Here is a 20,518-nt window from a genome sequence, read left to right as displayed (position 1 = left end):
CAGGTGGCGGCCTCAGGTTATGCTGTGCCGATGCTCTATCTTGCTTCCCGCTCCCCCGACGCAACCAGCTGCTGGCCCGACTCGGACGCCCCTTCCAGGCCCTTGACCTGGAGGTCGTCGAGCAGCGCGCGGCCACTGAAAGCGCCGAACAGTATGTATGCCGGGTCGCCGCCGACAAGGCGCGCGCCGGGCTGGCCCGGGTGCTGGCCGACGACCCGCAGGCGCGGGTGCTTGGTTCGGATACCGAGGTCGTGCTGGATGGCGAGGTCTTCGGCAAGCCGGTCGATGCCGCTGACGCGCGGGCGATGCTGGCGCGGCTGGCCGGGCGCACCCACCAGGTGATGACCGCCGTGGTGGTGGTCGGTGCGGGCGGCCTGGACAGCGAGCTGGTCATTTCCGAGGTGACCTTCGCCCCGATCGACGCCGCCGACATCGCCGCCTATGTCGCCACCGGCGAGCCGCTGGACAAGGCCGGTGCCTACGCCATCCAGGGCGGGGCCGAACGCTGGATCGAACATCTTTCCGGCAGCTACTCCGGCGTGATGGGGCTGCCGCTGCTGCATACCGATCGTCTGCTGGCGCGCTGTGGCGTGCCGGTCCCCACTGCCGATGCCGCCAGGGAGGCTGCCGATGTCTGAGGAAATCCTGGTCAATGTGACCCCGCGCGAGACCCGGGTCGCGGTGATCGAAAACGGCATGCTGCAGGAACTGCACATCGAGCGCGGTTGGCGCCGTGGCGTGGTCGGCAACATCTACAAGGGCAAGGTGCAGCGGGTCATGCCCGGCATGCAGGCCGCCTTCGTCGAAGTCGGCCTGGAGCGCGCCGCGTTCCTGCACGCCAACGACGTGGTGCGGCCGGCACCGGTGGCCAGCGCCGACACCGAGAACACCACCCTGCCGCCGCCGGCCAGCGTGCCGATCGTCGAGCTGCTGCGTGACGGCCAGGACATCGTGGTGCAGGTGGTGAAGGACCCGATCGGCACCAAGGGCGCCCGCCTGACCACGCAGATCAGCATTCCCTCGCGCTACATGGTGCTGCTGCCGCAGTCCAAGGTAGTGGGCGTGTCGGCGCGCATCGAGGACGAAACCGAGCGCGCCCGCCTGAAGGCGCTGGTGACCGAACTGTCGGCACAGCATGGTGGCTACGGTTACATCGTGCGGACCAACGCCGAAGGGCAGCCGGCCGAGGCCATCGCCGAGGACATCGCCTACCTGTCGCGCGTGTGGAACGTGGTCGAGCGCCGCGGCCGCGAAGCGCCGTCGTGCAGCATCATCTATGAAGACCTGAGCCTGCCGCTGCGGTCCGTGCGCGACCTGATCCGCAAGGACGTGGACAAGGTGAAGGTGGACTCGAAGGAGACCTTCGGCCAGCTGCAGGCCTTCGTCGCCAAGTACATGCCGGTGCTGGCCGAAAAGCTGGAGCTGTATTCCGGCGACCGCCCGATCTTCGACATGTTCGGCGTGGAAGACGAGATCGGCCGCGCGCTGGACAAGCAGGTGCCGCTCAAGTCCGGTGGCTACCTGGTGATCGACCAGACCGAGGCGATGACCACCATCGACGTCAATACCGGCTCGTTCCTTGGCCAGCGCAACCTGGAAGAGACGGTGTTCCGCACCAACCTGGAAGCGGCGCAGGCAGTGGCGCGTCAGCTGCGGCTGCGCAACCTGGGCGGCATCATCATTATCGACTTCATCGATATGGATGATGCAGAGCATCGCCGTCAGGTGCTGCGCACGCTGGAAAAGGCGCTGGCCCGCGACCATGCCAAGACCACGGTGTACGACTTCTCGCCGCTGGGCCTGGTGGAGATGACCCGCAAGCGCACGGTCGAAAGCCTGGAGCGCCAGCTGTCGGAAACCTGCCCGCAGTGCAGCGGCCGCGGCAGCATCAAGACCACCGAGACGGTGACCTACGAGATCTTCCGCGAGATCACCCGTGCCGTGCGCCAGTTCGATGCCGCGCGCCTGCTGGTGATCGCATCGACCAAAGTGGTCGCGCGCATCACCGATGAGGAATCCTCGGCGGTGGCCGAGCTGGAAGAGTTCCTCGGCAAGAGCATCCGCTTCCAGGCGGACGAGCAGTACCTGCAGGAGCAATTCGATGTCGTTCTGCTCTGATCCTCGCCGGCTGCAGGCCGGCGGTGGCCGATGAGCGCGCCGCCGCGCCTGCGACTGCGAAGGATCCGCCGTCATTTCATTGCCGCCTGTGCGGTGGGCCTGGTCGGGCTTGCACTGCTGGTGGGCACCTTCAGCCAACTGCTGCCGCTGGCCGAGCGTCATCCCGACAGGATCGCCGCCTGGCTGAGCGAGCGGGCTGGCCAGCCGGTGCGTTTTGACCAGCTGCAGACGACCTGGACCCGTCGTGGCCCGCTGCTGCAGCTGAAGGGCCTGCGCATCGGTGCCGGGCAGGGCCTGGCGATCGGCGAGGCCGAGGTGCTGGTATCGATGTACAGCGGGCTGCTGCCCGGGCGCTCGCTGACCGAATTGCGCCTGCGTGGCCTGGCCCTGGACCTGCAGCAGGGCGAAGACGGACGCTGGTCGGTGCGCGGGTTGCCGCAATCCGACAACGGGGGGATCCGCTGGATGCGTTGCGCCGGCTCGGCGAGCTGCAGGTGATCGGCGGCCGCCTGGGCGTGCACGCGCCGGGGATCGGCATCGACACCACGCTGCCGCGCATCGACCTGCGCATGCGGGTCAATGGTGATCGCCTGCGCGTGGGTGTACGCGCCTGGGCCGATGCACAAGCGCTGCCGCTGACCGCGGTACTGGACGTGGACCGTGCGCGTGGCAACGGCCAGGCCTGGCTCGGCGCCGACCCGGTCGATTTCCATGCCTGGTCGCCCTTGCTGGCGGCCGGCGGCGTGCGCCTGCGCGAGGGCAAGGGCGAGCTGAACCTGTGGCTGACCCTGCGTGATTTCGCGCCGGTCGCGCTGACCACCGATTCGGACCTGCGGGACGTGCGCGTCGACGGTGCACCGATGCCCGGCGTGGCAGCGCCGCAGCTGCAGCTGCAGCGGCTGCAGGCCCGCCTGCGCTGGCAGCGCCAGGCCGATGGCTGGGCGTTGCAGGTGCCGCGCCTGCGCCTGAAGACCGAAGATGGCGCACAGCAGCTCGATGGCCTGCAGCTGCAGATCGGCAAGCAGCTGCGGGTGAACGCCGGTGCGGTGCAGGCCGGCATCGCACTGCGTGCGCTGGCTCTGAGTGATCGCCTTGAGCCGGGCCTGCGTCGCTGGCTGTTCCTGTCCAGGCCGCAGCTGGACGTGCGCGCGTTGCAGCTGTCGGGCGAACACGATGGCCCCCTGTGGGCGCAGGGTGAACTGCAGTCGCTGGGTTTCGCCAGCGTGGGCAACTCGCCCGGCCTGCGCGGCCTGGGCGGGCGCTTTGAAGGCGACGCCGATGGCTTCAGCCTGCAGCTGCAGCCGCAACGGCAGCTGCAGTTCGATTGGCCGACCGGCTTTGGCGTGCGGCATGACCTGCATCTGGCCGGACAGGTCGTGGGGTGGCGCGACGAGGGCGGCGGTTGGCGGATCGGAACGCCGGCCATGCGCGTGGAAGGCACCGACTACGCGGCCGACGTGCGCGGCGGCGTCTGGTTCCAGGGCGACGGTACGCGGCCGTGGCTGCAGCTGGCCGCGAAGCTGGACGACGTGCCGATGACGGCGGCCAAGCGCTTCTGGATCCACTCCAAGATGAGCAAGGGCGCCACCGACTGGCTGGACATGGCACTGGCCGGCGGCCAGGTGCGTGGTGGTGTCGGCCTGGTCACCGGTGACCTGGACGACTGGCCGTTCGACAACAATGATGGCCGCTTCGAGGCCACCGGCCACATCACCAATGGCGACATCCGCTTCCAGCACGACTGGCCGCTGATGAGCCAGGTCGACGCCGACATCGCCTTCATCGGCCCTGGCTTCGACATGCGTGGACGGGGTGATCTTGCCGGCGTGGCGGTACAGAAATTCGAAGCGGGCATTCCGGACTTCGGGCACCAGCCGTTGTACGTACGTGCCGACGCGCCGAGCGAGGCCGGCAAGCTGCTGGCGATGCTGCGCCAGAGCCCGTTGCACAAGGATTACGGCGATACGCTGGACAACCTGGTCGCCAGTGGTCCGGCGCATGTGACTTTCGATCTGCTGCAGCCGCTGCACCACGATGAAGGCGGTGGTCATCTGCAGGGGACGGTCGACCTGACCGGCGTGAAGCTGGTCGACAAGCGCTTCCAGCTGGCCTTCGACAACATGCGAGGGCAGGCGCGCTACAGCAATGGCGGCTTCGGCGCTGAGGAACTGGCGGTGCGCCACCTCGGCCAGGATGGCCGCCTGAGCCTGCGCGCTGGTGGCTACGTGCACGACAGCACGCGGGCTTTCGAATCGCAGCTGACGGCGCATCTTGATGCGGGCGTACTGATCGACCGCGCACCGGAAATGACCTGGCTCAAGCCCTACATCACCGGCACTTCAGCGTGGACCATCGCGGTCAACCTGCCCAAGGTGGCCCCGGGGGCGCCCGCGCCGCCGAGTGAACTGCGGTTGAGTTCGGACCTGGTCGGCACCCGGCTGGACCTGCCGGCACCGCTGGACAAGCCGGCCGCCGAAGCGCTGGCGACCACGGTGGCCGCGCAGTTGCCGATGGGCGCCGGCCGCATCGATGTGGCCTTCGGCCAGCGCCTGGCCCTGGCCGCACGCAGCCACAACAACCAGACCGGCGTGCAGGTCACGCTGGGCAGTGATCATGTTGATCGTGAGCCGCCGCCGAGCGGGCTGACGGTCAATGGCCGCAGCGCGACGCTGGATGCGCTGGAGTGGATCGGCCTGGCGCGGGTGGCGGGGACGACGATGCGATGCCGCTGCGAGCGGTGGACGTGCAGGTTGGCCAGTTGAAGCTGATCGGCGGCGTGTTCGAGCAGACCCGGCTGCAGCTGCACCCGGGCTCACAGGCACTGGATGTGCGGCTGGACGGCCCGTCGCTGGCCGGACGCCTGACTGTCCCCAATGCGGACGGTGGCACGATCAGTGGCCAGCTTGACCGCGTGCACTGGCAGTCACTGCCGGCGGCACCGGGCGCGCCGGTTGCACCGGCGCGGGTACAGGCCGGTGCCAACGACATGGACCCGGCCAAGCTGCCGCCGTTCGCGCTGGACATTGCCGACCTGAAGTTCGGCAAGGTGGTGCTGGGCCAGGCGGTGCTGCGCACGCGACCGTTGGCCAATGGCCTGAACGTGGATGCGCTGCGTTTCCGTGCGCCGGACCAGGAGATCGACATCAGCGGTCGCTGGCTGGGCCGGACCGGTGGTGCCCGAACCGAGTTGACCGCACAGGTGCGCAGCGAGGATCTGGGTGGGTTGATGCAGAATCTTGATTACGGCGGCCAGTTGCGCGGCGGTTCCGGCCAGGCGCAGTTGCAGGCCTCGTGGAGCGGAGGCCCGTCGGACTTCCAGCTGGGCAACCTGCAGGGCAGTCTCGACCTGCACGCGCGCAATGGCCAGCTGCTGGAGCTGGAGCCAGGCGCCGGCCGCGTGCTGGGCCTGCTCAGCGTCGCGCAGCTGCCGCGGCGCCTGATGTTCGACTTCCGCGACTTTTTCTCCAAGGGCTTCGCGTTCAACCAGATCGACGGCAGCATGCAGTTCGGCCAGGGCATGGCGCGCACCGACAAGGTGCTGATCGAAGGCCCGGCGGCCAACATCACCATCCGTGGCCAGGCTGACCTGCGCAACCAGCGGTTCGACCAGACCATCGACGTCAACCCGCGCGCGGGCAACCTGCTGACCGTGGTCGGTGCGGTGGCCGGCGGCCCGGTGGGGGCCGCGCTGGGCGCGGCCACCAATGCGGTATTGTCCAAGCCGCTGGGCGAGATTGGCGCCCGAACCTACAAGGTGACCGGTCCATGGAAGGAACCGAAGGTGGAAGTGATCGAGCGCAGCCGCGACAAGACCCCATCACCGCCCGTGCCGGCGTCTGCACCGGCCATTCCGCCGACCGTCACCGACCTGCCGCGCTCGCGCTGAGCGCGGTTCCCTGTTCACGGGGCTTGCCTGAGCGCCCCCGCACCCCCAGATCGAAACCATGACTGATATCGCCCTGACGCTTGCCCAAGACCGCCTGCTTCGCCCCGGCGGCCTGGATACCGCTGGCCTTGAGCGCACCTTCGGCCAGTTGCTCGGCCCCGGTGTCGACTTCGGCGACCTTTATTTCCAGCACGCCCGCCGCGAGAGCTGGAGCGTGGAAGACGGCATCGTCAAGGACGGTGCCCATTCCATCGAGCAGGGGGTGGGCGTACGTGCGATTTCCGGCGAGAAGACCGGATTTGCGTACTCCGATGACATCCATGCCGACGCGCTGCTGGCGGCGGCGCAGTCGGCGCGCGCGATCTCGCGTGAGGGCGGTGCGCAGTCCGGGCGATCGCTGCTGCGCGGCAATGCGCGCGCACTGTACCCGGCGCTGGACCCGATCGATGGTATCGGCAACGAAGCCAAGGTCGAGGTGCTCAAGCGCCTGGATGGTTACCTGCGTGCCGCCGACCCGCGCGTGAGGCAGGTGATGGTGAGCCTGTCCGGCGGCGTCGATACGGTGCTGATCGCCCGCAGCGACGGTGTGCTGGCGGCCGATGTGCGTCCGCTGGTACGCCTGAATGTGCAGGTGATCGTCGAGCACAACGGCCGTCGCGAGTCCGGCTATGCCGGTGGCGGTGGCCGTTATGGCTACGAAGACCTGTTTGCCAGCGGCCGCCCCGAAGCCCTCGCCCAGGAAGCGCTGCGCCAGGCGCTGGTGAACCTGGAAGCAGTGCCGGCGCCGGCCGGCATGATGCCGGTGGTGCTCGGCCCGGGTTGGCCGGGCGTGCTGCTGCACGAAGCGGTCGGCCACGGCCTGGAAGGCGACTTCAACCGCAAGGGCACCAGCGTCTACGCCGGCCGCATCGGCGAGCGTGTGGCGGCACCGGGGGTGACCATCGTCGACGACGGCACCCTCGACGGCCGCCGCGGTTCGTTGAACATCGACGATGAAGGCCACCCCAGCCAGTGCACCACGCTGATCGAGGACGGCATCCTGGTCGGCTACATGCAGGACAGCCTCAATGCGCGGCTGATGGGCATGGCCCCGACCGGCAACGGGCGCCGCGAATCGTTCGCGCACCTGACCATGCCACGCATGACCAACACCTACATGCGCGCCGGCGAGCACGATCCGCAGGAGATGATCCGTTCGGTGAAGAAGGGCCTGTACGCGGTCAACTTCGGCGGTGGCCAGGTCGACATCACCAGTGGCAAGTACGTGTTCTCGGCCACCGAGGCCTACCTGATCGAGGACGGCCGCATCACCACGCCGGTGAAGGGCGCGACCCTGATCGGCAACGGCCCGGAAACCATGCAGAAGGTGCGCATGGTCGGCAATGACCTGGCCCTGGACGAGGGCGTGGGCATCTGCGGCAAGGACGGGCAGAGCGTGCCCGTGGGGGTCGGCCAGCCCTCGCTGTTGATCGAGGGCATCACCGTCGGCGGTACCCAGGCCTGAGCGTGGCGATGGCCACAGCAACCGCCCGGGCCGACGCGGACTCAGTCCTCGTCGGCTTCGCCGGTCCCGATGTGGTCGGTGTCTTCGGCGCCGGCCTTCAGGCCCAGCGCGGCCGGCAGCATCAGGCCGCGCAGCACCTGGAAGATCTCGCGGTAAGCGCGCGGCGGCTTGTTCCTGGCCTTCTCGGCCTGCGCGTTGCGTACCAGCGTGCGCAGCTGCTGGCGGTCGGCCTGCGGATAGTCATCGAGCAGAGCGGCCAGTGCCTTGTCACCCTCGGCCAGCAGGCGGTCGCGCCAGTCTTCCACGCGGTGCATCATCGCCACTTCGCGGCGGCCGGTTTCGCTGTTGGCGTCCAGCGCATCGCGGATCGCATCCAGCGTGGCCTCTTCTTCGCGGCGCATGTGCTTGGCCAGGAACGCCAGTTGGCGCTTGTGGGCGATGTGGGCGGTGATGCGCTTGCACTCGGCAATGTGCGGCAGCAGGTCTTCCGGAATCGGCAGGCGCGCCAGCTGGGCCGGGGTCAGCGACACCAGCTTCTCACCCAGGGCCAGCACGTCGAGTGCATCGCGCCGGTTCTGGCTGCGGCTCTTGTCGTGGAATTCACCGGTTTCTTCGTCGCGTCCGCGCATCGTCCCTACCTGATTTCAAAAAAAGTCGCCCGGCGTGATGCCGGGCCCAACCCGTACAGGATAAAGCATTGAACGTGATCGCCCCTGAAGTGGCCGTCGGCGACGACAGCCTGGCCCGGCTGGAACGGCTGGCCGACCTCTCCCAGCAGCTGCTCGACCGCGCCCGCGCGCTGGGCGCCAGCCAGGCCGAGGTCAGCTGCAGCGAGGATCGGGGCCTGGAGGTCAATGTCCGCCTCGGCGAGGTCGAGACTGTGCAGTCCACCCGTGACCGTGGCATCGCCGTGACCGTCTATTTCGGGCAGCGCAAGGGCAGTGCCAGCACTGGCGACCTGAACGAGGCCAGCCTGGCCGCTACGGTCGAGCAGGCCTGCGCGATTGCCCGGCATACCGAGGATGACCCGGCCGCCGGCCTGGCCGAGGCCGCGCTGATGGCCACCGACTTCCCGGACCTGGATGGCTGGCACCCGTGGGCGCTGCAGGCCGATGAGGCGGTGGACCTGGCCCTGGCCTGCGAGGCCGCTGGCCGCGAGGCCGATGCGCAGATCCGCAATTCCGATGGCGCTTCCGTATCGAGCATGCAGAGCCTGTCGGTGTACGCCAATTCGCATGGCTTCTTCGGTCGTGAGCGAGGCACCCACCATTCGGTCGGCTGCGCGCTGATCGCCGGGCAGGGCGACGGCATGCAGCGCGATGGCTGGTATACCAGCGCGCTGGCACAGGGGGACCTGGAAGACGTGGGTCTGGTCGGCCGCCGCGCCGCCGAGCGCACCGTGGCCCGCCTGCAGCCGCGTTCGTTGGCCACTGGCAGCATGCCGGTGCTGTTCGCCCCGGAAGTGGCGCGCAGCCTGGTCGGCCACCTGCTGTCGGCAGTGTCCGGCGGCGCGTTGTACCGCCAGGCCAGTTTCCTGCTGGACAGCGTCGGCCAGCGCCTGTTCCCGGAGTGGATGCAGATTGACGAACTGCCGCACCTGCGCCGCGGCCTGCGCTCGGCCGCCTTCGACGGCGACGGCGTGGCCACCCGTGCTTCGGCGCTGGTCCGTGACGGCGTGCTGCAGCGCTATGTGCTGGGCAGCTATTCGGCGCGCAAGCTGGGCCTGCAGACCACCGCCAATGCTGGCGGTGTGCACAACCTGCAGCTGGCGGCCAATGCCGGCTCGCTCGAAGAGATCGCCCGACAGATGGGTGACGGCCTGCTGGTGACCGAGCTGATGGGGCAGGGTGTGAACGGGGTGACCGGCGACTATTCGCGCGGCGCCGGCGGCTTCCGTGTCGAGAACGGCGAGATCCAGTACCCGGTGGACGGCGTCACCATCGCCGGCAACCTGCGCGAGATGTTCAGCAGCATCGAGGCGGTCGGCAGCGACGTCGACCCGCGCTCGCACATCCGGACCGGCTCGATCCTGCTGGGGCGGATGACCATTGCCGGTAATGATTGATGGCGTCGATGGCGTAAGCTATGCCCGCCTGACGCAACCAGCTTGGTGCTGGTGGGTCAAGACCACCCAATGAAAAGGAGTTTTGTCGTGAGTGAATTCGATAACGTCCCGCCGCCGCCGGCAACCACCAATGCCCCGGCCGACCAGCGCACCATGGCGCTGGCCGCGCACCTGCTGGGCATCTTCACCTGGTTCATCGGCCCGCTGATCATCTGGCTGATCAACAAGGATGACGCCAGCAAGTCCTTCGTGACAGACCAGGCCAAGGAAGCGCTGAACTTCCAGATCACCATCACCATCGCGATGCTGATCTGCATCGTGCTGACCATCGTGATCATCGGCGGCATCCTGGCGCCGATCGTCGGCATCCTGAACCTGGTGTTCTGCATCATCGCCGCCGTGAAGGCCAACAACGGCGAAGCCTACCGCTACCCGTTCGCGCTGCGCCTGATCAAGTAATTCCGGCCGCACGCGCAAACAGGAACGCCCGGCATTGCCGGGCGTTCCTGTTTGGCGGCAGCATCACGCCAGCGATCAGTGATCGCGTTCCACCGCCAGCGTGGCCAGCGCGCGCAGCGCGTCGGCCTCTTCGCCATGGCCGGCCAACGTAGCCTGCATGCGTGCGGCCAGTTCGCGCAGCTGCGCCTTCGCACCGTCCATGCCGAGCAGCGCGGGGAAGGTGCTCTTGTCCTGCGCCTGGTCCTTGCCGGCGGTCTTGCCCAGCTGTTCGGAACTGGCTTCGACATCGAGGATGTCATCGCGGACCTGGAAGGCCAGGCCGAGCGCGTCGGCGAAGCCGTCCAGCTGGGCCAGCTGTGGTTCGTGGGCCTGGCCGCACAGCGCTCCCATGCGCACCGCTGCACGGATCAGCGCGCCGGTTTTCAGCGCGTGCATGCGGGTCAGTGCCGCCAGCGTCTGCTGCTGGCCGGTGGCATCGATGTCCAGCGCCTGGCCGCCGCACATGCCGGAGGCACCGGAGGCGTGGGCCAGGGTCTGCAGGCAGGCCACGCGCAGCGTGGCGGGCAGTGGCGCATCGGCCAGCAGGCCGAAGGCACGGGTCTGCAGGGCGTCGCCGGCCAGGATCGCGGTGGCTTCGTCGAAGGCGATGTGGGTGGTCGGCTTGCCGCGGCGCAGCGCGTCATCGTCCATGGCCGGCAGGTCGTCGTGCACCAGCGAATAGGCGTGGATGAGCTCGACGGCCATCGCCGCTGCGTCAAGGCTTTCAGGCTGCGCGCCGAACAGGTGCCCGCTGGCATACACCAGCAGCGGGCGCATGCGCTTGCCACCGCCCAGCACCGAATAGCGCATGGCCTGGTGCAGGCGCTGCGGTGCTTCGGCAGGCGAGGGCAGGGCAGCGTCGAGCTGGCTTTCGATACGGTCGCGCCAGCGCGCGAACAGAACCTCAGCCGTCATGGCTGGGCGGATCGAAAGGTTCGGATGCTTCCGGCTGCGCCGGATCGCTGAGCAGGCGCACGCGCAGTTCGGCCTGTTCCAGCGCCTGCTGGCACTGGCGGTACAGACCGACGCCGCGTTCGTAAGCACTGAGCGAGGCTTCCAGGCTCAGCTCGCCGGTTTCCATCTGCTCCACCAGCTGTTCCAGCGATTCGAGCGACTGCTCGAACTGGGCGACCGGGGAGGCGTTTTCGGGGGACTTCTTGGCCATGCGGCAAGTGTGGACGGGCTGCGCGCGGGGTCAATTCACCAGCCGCCGGGACGCCACTGCAGCTGCGCGTCGTGGGCCTGCAACCAGGCCTGCAGGGGAGCTGCGATGACCACGTCGGCGGCGGCAAGCAGCTGGGGCCCATCGAAGATCAGCGGCAGCTGGGCCCGCCGCCAGGGGGCCAAGTGCTCGCGTTGCAGGCAGTCCTTCAGCGCATGCGAATGCGGGCGGCCGGGCAGCACGATGCGCTCGCCACCCACGCGTGCACGGACCTGAAGCGGGCGTTCGAAGGCCACGGCGCCCTGCAGGCGCAATTGGCCACCATCGGGCAGCGGCAGGGGGCACGCCCATCCCATTCGGCCTGCCATCCGCAGGGCAGCGATGGCAGCTGCGCGGGCAGCAGATAGGCGTGATCGCGCCATTGCTGGATGGCATGCTCGTGCCAGCGCAGCCGCGCCTGGCGATCGTTGCTGGCCGGCAGCAGTTCGTGCAGACCCTGCTGCAGTACCGTGGCCGGCAGTGGGGCGGCACCATGGCCGATCACCCAGGCGCGCAGCACGCGCGCGGCGCGTCCCGGTGACACCTGACGCAGCAACTGCAGCGACAGCACGCGTGGTGCCACTTCCAGGTGCGCGATCAGCTCGGCGTCTTCCTCGTCCAGCAGAGCACGGGTCTGCCCGCAGTGCATCGCGCTGCCCGCCAATGCCGCAGCCGCATGCGGCCAGCGCTGGCGCAGCAACGGCAGCACCTGCAGGCGCAGGAAGTTGCGATCGGCGTGGTCGTGGCCATTGCTGGGGTCTTCGATCCAGCGCAGCGCGTGCTGCCGCGCGTAGTCGAGCAGTGCGCTGCGTGGCACCGCCAGCAGCGGCCGCCATAGAGGCTGTTCGCCAAGGCGGCTGTGTGCGGACATCGCGGCAAGGCCATCGACGCCGGATCCGCGCAGGGCCCGCAGCAGGAAGGTCTCGGCCTGGTCGTCCTGGTGCTGCGCCAGTGCCAGTGTTTCGCCGTCGCGCAGTTCGGCGGCGAACGCTGCACGTCGTGCCTGCCGCGCCGCGCCTTCAAGGCCGAGGCCCGCGCGCTTGTCGACCTGCACGTGATGCACGGCCAGTTCAATGCCCAGTGCCGCGCATTGCTGCTGGCAATGCAGCACCCAGGCGTCCGCATCGGCCTGCAGGCCATGGTGTACGTGCATCGCACGCAGCGCCGTGCCGGAGGCCTGTGCGCAGCGCCACAGCCAGTGCAGCAGCACGGTCGAGTCGACACCGCCGCTGTAACCCACCAGCAGCGGCGCATCCAGCGGAACGAGGGCAGGGAAGGCAGTCACGGCGGCAAGTATAGGGTGGGGTTTGCTTGGCAGGGCTGCGCCCTGCACCTGCTACGAGCCAGAGCAACAGCAACAGCAACAGCAACAGCAACAGCTGGTCTGCTGAGGGATGGCGGGGTGGGTCCGGTTGCGGGGACGCTGCAAGTACGTCCATGTAAGCTCGGTCGCCGCATCCATGCGGCTCACGCCCCCGCAACCGGACCCACCCCGCCTTCGACAGTTTCCTGCGAACTGTCGGATTGCTCATGGGGTCAGATCCGTTTTCCGCAGGAAAACGGATCTGACCCCCGGATTCAATTCGATATCTGACAGATCTGATCCATGCATGGCGTGGACGGTCCAACCGTCACCGGAAATCTGTCGGGGGTGGGGCGGTGTGGGTGGGCAGGACCGTTGGCGCCATGGATGGCGCCATCGAGCCCCCAAGGACGGGTTTACGGCGTGTCCTGACCAGCCACACCGCCCCGCCCAACTCACAGAAAACCAGAGCCGCTTTTGATCTTGATTTGGCTTCGGCTTGGGCTTGGGCTTCGGCTTCGGCTTCGGCAGGTGCAGGGCGCAGCCCTGCCGAAACCCTACTTCACCCGGCGGCCCGCGCGGTCGATGCGGAACCGCTCTCCGCCTTCCATCGGCGTGTGGCCATCGGCATTCGGCATGCCACGCCGGCACCCGTTGCAGACCTCGGCCACGCCATCCTGGAACGGCCAGGCGAAATCGAAGGTGCCCGGCACCACCTGGCGGAATTCCAGATCGAAGTAGCTCACGCGATTGCCGACGCGGCCGCGCAGCAGGCCTTCCTGCGGCGTTTCCGGGCCGTTGTCCCAGGTAAGCACCGGCAGGCTGTGGCCCGTGCGGTCGACGTAGTGGAAGCCCTGGTCGGCATACACCACGGCCAGGCCGTGGTCGTCGTAGTTCAGGTCCTTCAGCGTATCGGCGCTGATCTTCAGCCGGTGATCGACCACCTCGCAGTTGGGGAGCGGCCACAACCCGTGTTCGTCGGTCAGCAGCTTGCATGCCGGTGCCTGTGCCTGTGCATTGGCACTGACCAGCACGCCAAGCATTGCCAGCGACCGCGCAAAGCGGCCGCTGGCAGGGGCAGGGCGGGCCTGCCGCGCGATCACTTGGCCTCGGCCTTGCGTTCGAAGGCCGTCGGTGCCGGCAACTGCACAGGGACGCCCTTGTCATCGCAGGTGCCGGCCTGGCACAGGCGCTCGCGCAGGGCTGGGGTGGCCTGCACGATCATGTGGTAGATCGCGTTCTGTTCCAGCGTGCCGCGGATCGCCTTGCTGCCCGGGCCACGTGCCCAGATGCCGACGTCCTCACCACCATGCGATTCGGACTTCATCGGCACCAGCGCTTCCTGCATGTAGTCCGGATGCTCGGTGTCGACCTCGCGCAGGTTCGGGCGACCGTTGGCCGGTTCGAAGCTGCTTGGGTTGTGCGGGTAGCGCTTCGGCCCGGCCGGCTGCTGGTTGCTGCTGCCGGTGTGGCCTGGGCCGTTGGCGTAGCTCAGCGTGGTGTACGGCTGGCCGGTACCGTCCAGGGCGTAGTCCAGCTTGCCGGCGCCGTCTTCACCGCCCTTGTCCTTCACCTTGCCCAGGATCGGGTTGCCGCGTGCCGGGTAGCCGACGAAGTTCAGCGTGTGCGAGTGGTCGGCGGTGACGATGATCAGGGTGTCGTCGGCCGAGGTCAGCTCGTTGGCCACGCGCACCGCATCGGACAGCGCCACGGTCTCGGTCAGTGCACGGTAGGCATTGCCGCTGTGGTTGGCGTGGTCGATGCGCGCGCCTTCGATCATCAGTACGTAGCCTTCCGGGTGCCTTGAAAGGTTCTTGATCGCCGCTGCGGTCAGTTCGGCCAGGCTCGGCTCACCGCCCGGATCCTGCGGGCGCTCGTACTCGTAGCGCATGTGGTCCGGTTCGAACAGGCCAAGGATGGCCGGCGCATTGGCGGCCGCGGCCAGCTGCTTGCTGTTCCAGACATAGGCACCCTGCGGATGCGCCTGCTGCCATTCCTGGACCAGGCTGCGGCCGTCCAGGCGCTGGCCGACCTTGTCGTCGTATTCCGGGTCGCGCTCTTCCACGGTGGTGAACTCACCACGGCCGCCACCAAGGGCGACAAGCGGGCCGCGCCCATAGCGCGAGGTCGACAGCAGTTGCTGGGCGATGTCCTTGCAGCCGGCCGCCTTGGCCGCTTCAGTCAGGTCGGTGTCGTTTTCCCAGTTGCGCTCGGGCGAGTGCGCGTAGGTGGCAGCCGGGGTGGCATGGGTCAGGCGTGCGGTGGAGACCACGCCGGTGGCCAGGCCGGCGCTGTCGGCCAGCTGCAGCCAGGTCAGCAGGCCCTTGGACAGGCTGTCGGCACAGTCGGTGCGGCTTCCGGCACTGACGCCGATCGCGCCCATGTGGGTCTTCACGCCGGTGGTGATGGCGGTCATGGTGCCGGCCGAATCAGGCGTCTGCGAATCGGTGTTGTAGGTCTTGCTGAACGCCGTGGCCGGGAAGCGTTCCCAGGACAGCAGGTTCTCCTCGCCGGAGCCGCCCTTGCGCTGGCCCTCGTAGATGCGCGAGGCGGCCACAGTGGTCAGGCTCATGCCGTCACCGAGGAACAGGATGACGTTCTTGGCCTTGCCGGACATCGCACCATTGGCCGCAGCCTGGGCGGCCCCGCTGCGGTACCACCACTGCGGGGTCTCGCCGGCCGGATGGGCGACGGGATCGACGGCGACCTTCAGGCCGGCCGGGGCGGACGCGGGGGCGGAGCTGGCGCAGGCGCCCAGCAGAAGGGTGGTGGCGCAGGCGGCCAACAGGGAGACGGAACGACGCATGGACGCTGGGATCTCACAAACTGTAACGGGACATTCATTATGCCCGCCCCAGCAAGGCACGCCGATGACACACTGATTTGCCGGCCGGGCGGTCGTTCTGCGGGCTGCCTTGGGCTATCGTGCCAGCATCCCTTCCTTCCCCTCTGGATTGCCTATGACGCTGGTCTCTGCCTGGCTGCGGATTCCGTTCTGGCAGCGCGTGGTCGGTGGCTTCGTGCTCGGCGCGCTGGCCGGCTGGGCGCTCGGCCCGGCCGCGGAAACGTGGTTTGGCCCGCTCGGTGAGCTGTACGTCACCCTGATCAAGATGATCGCCGTGCCGCTGGTGTTCTTCGCGGTCATCAACGCGATCTCGTCGCTGCACGGGCAGAAGTCCGTGGCCGCGCTCAGTGGGCGCACCTTCCTGTGGTTCGTGATTACCGCTGCGCTGGCAGTGTGTGTCGGCCTGGCCGTGGGTACGGTGCTGCAGCCCGGCGCGGGTGGCCTGCAGTTGTCGATGGCCAGCAACTACGTGCCGCGCGAAGTGCCCAGCGTGGTGCAGGTGCTGCTGGACGTGGTGCCTGCCAATGTCTTCTATGCACTGTCCGGCATCGGCACCAAGGTCAACGCGGCCGGTGAGACCGTGCTGGCTGCGGGTCGCGGCTCGATCCTGCCGGTGATCTTCTTCGCCGGCCTGGTGGGCTTTGCCATCGTCAAGCTGGGCGAGAAGGTGACCGAGGCGCGCAAGCTGGTTGGCCAGATGAGCGACATCATGATCCAGGTGACCCGCTTCGTACTGGAAGTCACCCCGATCGGCACCTTCGGCCTGATCGCAGGCCTGGTCGGCAGCTATGGGTTCGAGAAGCTGCTGCCGCTGGGCCATTTCGTGCTGGCGTTGTACGTGGCCTGTGCGCTGCACATCGTGGTGGTCTACAGCGCGCTGCTGCTGGCGCACGGCCTGAACCCGCTGAAGTTCTTCCGTGGCGCCGCACCGGGCATGCAGGTTGCGTTCGTCAGCTCGTCCAGCTTCGCTGCGATGCCGGTGGCGCTGCGTTCGATCACCCACAACCTGGGCGTGAACAAGGACTACGGTTCGTTCGCGGTGCCGCTGGGCGCCAGCATCAAGATGGACGGCTGCGGCGCGATCTATCCGGCGCTGTGCGCGGTGTTCATTTCGCAGTACAGCGGCGTGCCGCTGACCCCGGAGCAGTACGTGGTGGTGCTGATCGCCTCGGTGCTGGGCAGCTTCGGCACCGCCGGCGTGCCGGGTACTGCGGTGATCATGGCCACGGTGGTGCTGAGCGCAGCCAATCTGCCGCTGGAGACCATCGGCTACCTGTATGCCATCGACCGCATCCTGGACATGATGCGCACGATGACGAATGTGACCGGCCAGATGCTGGTACCGGTGCTCGTGGCCAAGGAGACCGGGTTGCTCGACCAGGCGGTGTATGACAATCCGTCCAGCAATGTGGGCGTGGACGATCCTGACCCGACCCCGCCACGCAGCTGAGGTTGCGTGGAGATGAAAGGCCCGCCCTGACCCGGCGGGCCTTTTGTTTGGGAGCTGGTTGGCGCGGTGGCGGCCAAGGCGGGTCCTGGTAGATCCACGCCATGCGTGGATGGAGGCAGTGCCGACCAACGGTCGGCACCCACCAGGGCAGGCGGCGCGATGCCGACCAAGGTCGGCACCTACTGGGGGCGCAAACAAAAAAGCCGCTGCGGGGCAGCGGCTTTTTGTCTTTCAGGCGGCGCCGTAGCGCCAGCGGGTCAGAGGTCGACCCGGCGGGCCTGCATGAACTTGTTGCCCCAGTAGCCACTGAGCAGGGTGTCCACGCGGACGTCCTTGCCGGAGCTCGGTGCGTGCAGGAAGCGGCCGTCGCCGACATAGATGCCGACATGGTCGACGCGGCCCTTGCGGCCGAAGAACACCAGGTCACCGGCAGCCAGCGCGGTGCGGTCGTTGATCAGTTCGGCGTTGTCATCGTGGGCCATCTCGCGCGAGACGCGCGGCAGCTCGATGCCCAGGGCCGAACGGAACACATAACCGACCAGGCCGCTGCAGTCGAAACCGCTGTCCGGGTTGCTGCCACCCCAACGGTACGGGGTGCCCAGCAGGGTCATCGCGCGGCGCAGCAGCGACTGCACCTTGCCGTTGTCGGCGGCGGTACCGACAACGCTGCCATTGGCGGCGCTGCTGGTGTCGTAGTTGGCGAGCAGGCGGCTGAGGTCGCCGGCCACCACGGCCGAGCGGTCCATCAGCGGAATGGTGTCGTTGGCGGCCAGGTGCGGCAGCAGGGCGGCCAGCGTGGCGCTGGCGGCGGCATCGACGCGGCTGCGCTGCGGAGCGGCAGCCTCGGCCTTGGCGGCCGGTCGGGCGGCGCTCTCGGCCACCGGGGCCGGGGGCACATCGGAACGGTTCGGAGCAGTCTGCGACCAGACCGGAAGGCTGGTCAGGCACAGTGCCAGGCCAAGCAACAACGGGCGGGCACTGCGTGAAGATACGGAAGTCTGGCCTTCGCTTTTCAGGTCGTCAGTCGTCACGCGTCGGTCACAGGAAAAAAACGATGGGGCATCATGCCCTGTAAAAGCGCCGATAAGTTAAAAATTCCGTTAGTAAAACGTTATTGCGGTAGTGATTTCCGTCACAGTTTTGAACATATCGCCTGTTCATTTTAGCGAAGGACGCGTTTCGCCCCTGTGTAGTGGTCTTTCCAGTAGGGGCCGCTAAGCGAGTCGAGGCGTACCGTCCCGCCGGTACTCGGCGCGTGCACGAAACGCCCCTCACCTACATAGATGCCGACATGGGTGACGCTGCCTCGGCTGCCAAAGAACACCAGATCGCCGGTGGCCAGGCGCTGCGGATCGATCTTCGGGCCCTGTACCGCGGCCAGGTCGCGCGAGGTGCGCGGCAGTCGCAGGTCCAGCATTTCGCGATAGACATAGGCGACCAGGCCGCTGCAGTCGAAGCCCGAATCCGGGGTGTTGCCGCCATAGCGGTAGGGCGTGCCGACCAGGCTGATGGCCCGCATCAGCACCGAGTTGGCGGCCTCGGGGTTGTCCGGCACGGTCTTCGGCCAGTTCGCCGTCGGCGGGGGCGGCGCCGGGCGGGTGGCCTTGCCGCCGCCACAGGCGGTCATCAACACGGGCAGGGCCAGCAGCAGGGCCGGGGCGAGAAACCGGCGAGGGCCGGACGAAACTGGCGTGATGTGCATGATCTCCGGATAATGCGCCACCTTGGATTGGCCGTCATGATGGCGGCGTCCCCGCCGGGCGACAACCCGCCCCAACCCGCCTGCCTCCGGCAGATCCAGACAGAGTTGCGCATGAAGATCGAAAAAGACCGCGTTGTCCGCTTCCACTACACCGTTTCCGAAGTCGGCCAGGAGCCGATCGAGTCGTCCAAGGACCGCGGCGAGCCGCTGGCGATCCTGATCGGCCACGGCAACATCATCCCGGGCCTGGAAAACGCCATGATGGACAAGGAAGCCGGCGCGACCTTCAACGTCGACGTCAAGGCGGCCGATGCCTACGGCGAGCGTCGTGAAGGTCTGTCCCAGCGCGTGCCGAAGAAGCACTTCGGCAACACCAAGCTGGCCCCGGGCCAGCAGGTCGTGCTGCAGACCAACTTCGGCCCGCGTGCGGTGACCGTGCAGAAGGTCGGCATGAGCGTCGTCGACGTCGACCTGAACCACCCGATGGCCGGCAAGGACCTGCACTTCGACGTCGAGATCGTCGACGTGCGCGAAGCCGGCAAGGAAGAGATCGACCACGGCCACGTCCACGGCGACGGTGGTCACCAGCACTGATCGCAGCGCGATCGTGATGGATGCAGCGGCCCGCTTCGGCGGGCCGTTGCGTTTCTGGAACACGGCGCGGCCATCCATGGCGTACGGGCCGGCGGCATAATGGCGGACCTGCCTGACGGACGCCCCGTGAACGCCGCTTCTCCTTCCCTGCAGCCGGTCGCTTCCGGCGAACGCATCGCCGTGCTGGACGTGCTGCGCGGTGCCGCGCTGCTGGGCATCCTGCTGATGAACATCGAGGCCTTCAGCGGACCGCTGGACCTGGCCTTCACCGGCATCGACGTGCATTGGCAGGGCATCGACTACTGGGCCGATGCCTTTGTGTACGTGTTCGTGCAGGGCAAGTTCTTCACCCTGTTCTCGCTGCTGTTCGGCGCCGGCTTCGCGGTGATGGCGCAGCGCGCTGAGGCCGCCGGGCGCGACTTCACCCCGTTCTACCTGCGCCGCAGCGCTGGCTTGCTGCTGATCGGCCTGTGCCACGCGCTGCTGGTCTGGTCCGGCGACATCCTGGTGATGTACGCGTTGGTCTCGTTGCCGTTGCTGGCCTGCCGGGAGGCGCCGCGCAGCTGGCTGCCGTGGATGGGCGTGACCGTCTATCTGGGCGGCGTTGCGCTGATGCTGCTGGTGGGCGCGATGGTGTCGATGGCTTCGGCCGAAGAGGTGCGGGGCATGCTTGCCGAGGCGCAGCAGAGCATCGACCTGCAGCGGCAGGTGTACGGGCAGGGCAGCTGGGCGCAGGCCACTGTGCAGCGCCTGAGCGAGTTCGGCACCTCGATGGGCGCGCTGCTGATCACCGGCCCGGAAGTGCTGGGCATGTTCCTGATCGGCAGCTGGTTCGCCGGCAGCGGCGCGTTGGCGACGCCGGAGCGCTTTCCGCGGCTGTACGCGGTGCTGCGTTGGGGGGCACTGCCGCTGGGCCTTGTGGTCACGCTGCTGGGTGTTGCCTGGAAGCCCTACCTGGCGCCGGGTGCCTACGGCCTGCCGGTGACGGCGGCGATGGCGCTGGTGACGATCGGTGGCCTGCCGATGTGCCTGGGTTACCTCGCGTGGATCGTGCATTGGCGTGCGCGGTTGGCCTGGCTGGCACCGGTCGGGCGCATGGCGCTGACCCACTATCTTGGCCAGTCGCTGCTGTGTACCTGGACCTTCTACCACTATGGCCTGGGCAGGTTCGAGATGACGCCGCGCAGCGTGCAGCTGTTGTTGGCGCTGCTGCTGTTTGCCGCGCAGGTGATCTTCTCGCACCGGTGGCTGCGCCATTTCCGCTTCGGCCCGATCGAGTGGATATGGCGTGCCATGACCTATCGGCAGTGGCCACCGATGCGGCGCAGGACGAAGCAGGGGTGAGCGATGGG

General features: G+C 67.9%; 14 protein-coding genes and 3 pseudogenes. 9 read left to right on the top strand and 8 right to left on the bottom strand.

The window, feature by feature from the left end; translation table 11 throughout:
- The first annotated feature begins 30 nt into the window (after window positions 1-30).
- From DL544_RS15020 to tldD, 4 genes and pseudogenes are all read left to right on the top strand, one after another.
- Window positions 31-638: pseudogene (locus DL544_RS15020) on the top strand (Maf family nucleotide pyrophosphatase).
- Window positions 631-2,118, top strand: coding sequence for a ribonuclease G (rng, locus tag DL544_RS15015; RefSeq protein WP_005418079.1), 1,488 nt, complete (start codon window positions 631-633; stop codon window positions 2,116-2,118). Before DL544_RS15020 ends, rng begins: the two are co-directional and overlap by 8 nt.
- A 30-nt stretch (window positions 2,119-2,148) precedes the next feature.
- Window positions 2,149-6,004: pseudogene (locus DL544_RS15010) on the top strand (YhdP family protein).
- Window positions 6,005-6,062: 58 nt separating this feature from the next.
- The gene (gene tldD, locus DL544_RS15005; RefSeq protein WP_005418077.1) at window positions 6,063-7,508 is read left to right on the top strand and encodes a metalloprotease TldD; all 1,446 of its coding nucleotides are present in this window, start codon (window positions 6,063-6,065) and stop codon (window positions 7,506-7,508) included.
- Window positions 7,509-7,549: 41 nt separating this feature from the next.
- Here the strand turns inward: tldD and yjgA are convergent, their stop codons facing one another.
- Entirely contained in the window at window positions 7,550-8,137 is a 588-nt protein-coding gene (gene yjgA, locus DL544_RS15000; RefSeq protein WP_005418075.1) for a ribosome biogenesis factor YjgA, read from the bottom strand.
- A 68-nt stretch (window positions 8,138-8,205) separates the two neighbouring features.
- Between yjgA and pmbA the strand changes: the two genes are divergently transcribed.
- Both pmbA and DL544_RS14990 read left to right on the top strand, forming a co-directional pair.
- Entirely contained in the window at window positions 8,206-9,573 is a 1,368-nt protein-coding gene (gene pmbA, locus DL544_RS14995) for a metalloprotease PmbA (RefSeq protein ID WP_070488917.1), read from the top strand.
- An 87-nt stretch (window positions 9,574-9,660) separates the two neighbouring features.
- On the top strand, window positions 9,661-10,032 hold the full coding sequence (locus DL544_RS14990) for a DUF4870 domain-containing protein (protein WP_065179227.1): 372 nt from the start codon (window positions 9,661-9,663) through the stop codon (window positions 10,030-10,032).
- 75 nt (window positions 10,033-10,107) lie between these two features.
- On the opposite strand, the gene DL544_RS14985 is transcribed toward DL544_RS14990, so the two are convergent.
- The 5 genes and pseudogenes from DL544_RS14985 to DL544_RS14965 all read right to left on the bottom strand — a co-directional run bounded on the left by DL544_RS14985 (window position 10,108) and on the right by DL544_RS14965 (window position 15,381).
- Entirely contained in the window at window positions 10,108-10,986 is an 879-nt protein-coding gene (locus DL544_RS14985) for a polyprenyl synthetase family protein (protein ID WP_053498934.1), read from the bottom strand.
- Entirely contained in the window at window positions 10,976-11,236 is a 261-nt protein-coding gene (locus DL544_RS14980) for an exodeoxyribonuclease VII small subunit (RefSeq protein ID WP_005410522.1), read from the bottom strand. Before DL544_RS14980 ends, DL544_RS14985 begins: the two co-directional genes overlap by 11 nt.
- 35 nt (window positions 11,237-11,271) lie before the next feature.
- Window positions 11,272-12,557: pseudogene (gene tilS / locus DL544_RS14975) on the bottom strand (tRNA lysidine(34) synthetase TilS).
- Between the two features lie 575 nt (window positions 12,558-13,132).
- On the bottom strand, window positions 13,133-13,678 hold the full coding sequence (locus DL544_RS14970) for a WG repeat-containing protein (RefSeq protein ID WP_139727449.1): 546 nt from the start codon (window positions 13,676-13,678) through the stop codon (window positions 13,133-13,135).
- Window positions 13,675-15,381, bottom strand: a complete 1,707-nt coding sequence (locus DL544_RS14965; protein WP_053497129.1) for an alkaline phosphatase — start codon at window positions 15,379-15,381, stop codon at window positions 13,675-13,677. Before DL544_RS14965 ends, DL544_RS14970 begins: the two co-directional genes overlap by 4 nt.
- Window positions 15,382-15,535: 154 nt before the next feature.
- Between DL544_RS14965 and DL544_RS14960 the strand changes: the two genes are divergently transcribed.
- On the top strand, window positions 15,536-16,870 hold the full coding sequence (locus tag DL544_RS14960; RefSeq protein ID WP_072168520.1) for a dicarboxylate/amino acid:cation symporter: 1,335 nt from the start codon (window positions 15,536-15,538) through the stop codon (window positions 16,868-16,870).
- A gap of 257 nt (window positions 16,871-17,127) precedes the next feature.
- On the opposite strand, the gene DL544_RS14955 is transcribed toward DL544_RS14960, so the two are convergent.
- Window positions 17,128-17,901 carry a C40 family peptidase gene (locus tag DL544_RS14955; protein ID WP_139727447.1) on the bottom strand — a complete coding sequence of 258 codons (774 nt, stop codon included), beginning with the start codon at window positions 17,899-17,901 and terminating at the stop codon, window positions 17,128-17,130.
- Window positions 17,902-18,032: 131 nt separating this feature from the next.
- On the bottom strand, window positions 18,033-18,572 hold the full coding sequence (locus DL544_RS14950; protein WP_005418044.1) for a C40 family peptidase: 540 nt from the start codon (window positions 18,570-18,572) through the stop codon (window positions 18,033-18,035).
- A 111-nt stretch (window positions 18,573-18,683) separates the two neighbouring features.
- Here DL544_RS14950 and DL544_RS14945 point away from each other — a divergent pair, with 111 nt between their 5' ends.
- Together DL544_RS14945 and DL544_RS14940 are read left to right on the top strand one after the other, a co-directional pair.
- Window positions 18,684-19,166, top strand: coding sequence for an FKBP-type peptidyl-prolyl cis-trans isomerase (locus DL544_RS14945; protein ID WP_005418041.1), 483 nt, complete (start codon window positions 18,684-18,686; stop codon window positions 19,164-19,166).
- A gap of 99 nt (window positions 19,167-19,265) precedes the next feature.
- A complete protein-coding gene (locus DL544_RS14940; protein ID WP_139727445.1) occupies window positions 19,266-20,510 on the top strand; it encodes a DUF418 domain-containing protein in 1,245 nt (414 codons plus the stop codon).
- The last annotated feature ends 8 nt before the right edge of the window (window positions 20,511-20,518 follow it).

The sequence above is a fragment of the Stenotrophomonas sp. pho genome (assembly GCF_006228405.1).
Taxonomy (GTDB): Bacteria; Pseudomonadota; Gammaproteobacteria; order Xanthomonadales; family Xanthomonadaceae; genus Stenotrophomonas; species Stenotrophomonas sepilia.
This window is presented reverse-complemented; position numbering and strand designations above follow the sequence as displayed.

Coding starts and splice junctions, on each gene's coding strand:
- rng (WP_005418079.1), top strand. CDS start 631: ATGTCTGAGGAAATCCTGGTCAATGTGACCCCGCGCGAGACCCGGGTC.
- tldD (WP_005418077.1), top strand. CDS start 6,063: ATGACTGATATCGCCCTGACGCTTGCCCAAGACCGCCTGCTTCGCCCC.
- yjgA (WP_005418075.1), bottom strand. CDS start 8,137: ATGCGCGGACGCGACGAAGAAACCGGTGAATTCCACGACAAGAGCCGC.
- DL544_RS14985 (WP_053498934.1), bottom strand. CDS start 10,986: ATGACGGCTGAGGTTCTGTTCGCGCGCTGGCGCGACCGTATCGAAAGC.
- DL544_RS14980 (WP_005410522.1), bottom strand. CDS start 11,236: ATGGCCAAGAAGTCCCCCGAAAACGCCTCCCCGGTCGCCCAGTTCGAG.
- DL544_RS14965 (WP_053497129.1), bottom strand. CDS start 15,381: ATGCGTCGTTCCGTCTCCCTGTTGGCCGCCTGCGCCACCACCCTTCTG.
- DL544_RS14960 (WP_072168520.1), top strand. CDS start 15,536: ATGACGCTGGTCTCTGCCTGGCTGCGGATTCCGTTCTGGCAGCGCGTG.
- DL544_RS14950 (WP_005418044.1), bottom strand. CDS start 18,572: ATGCACATCACGCCAGTTTCGTCCGGCCCTCGCCGGTTTCTCGCCCCG.
- DL544_RS14945 (WP_005418041.1), top strand. CDS start 18,684: ATGAAGATCGAAAAAGACCGCGTTGTCCGCTTCCACTACACCGTTTCC.
- DL544_RS14940 (WP_139727445.1), top strand. CDS start 19,266: ATGGCGGACCTGCCTGACGGACGCCCCGTGAACGCCGCTTCTCCTTCC.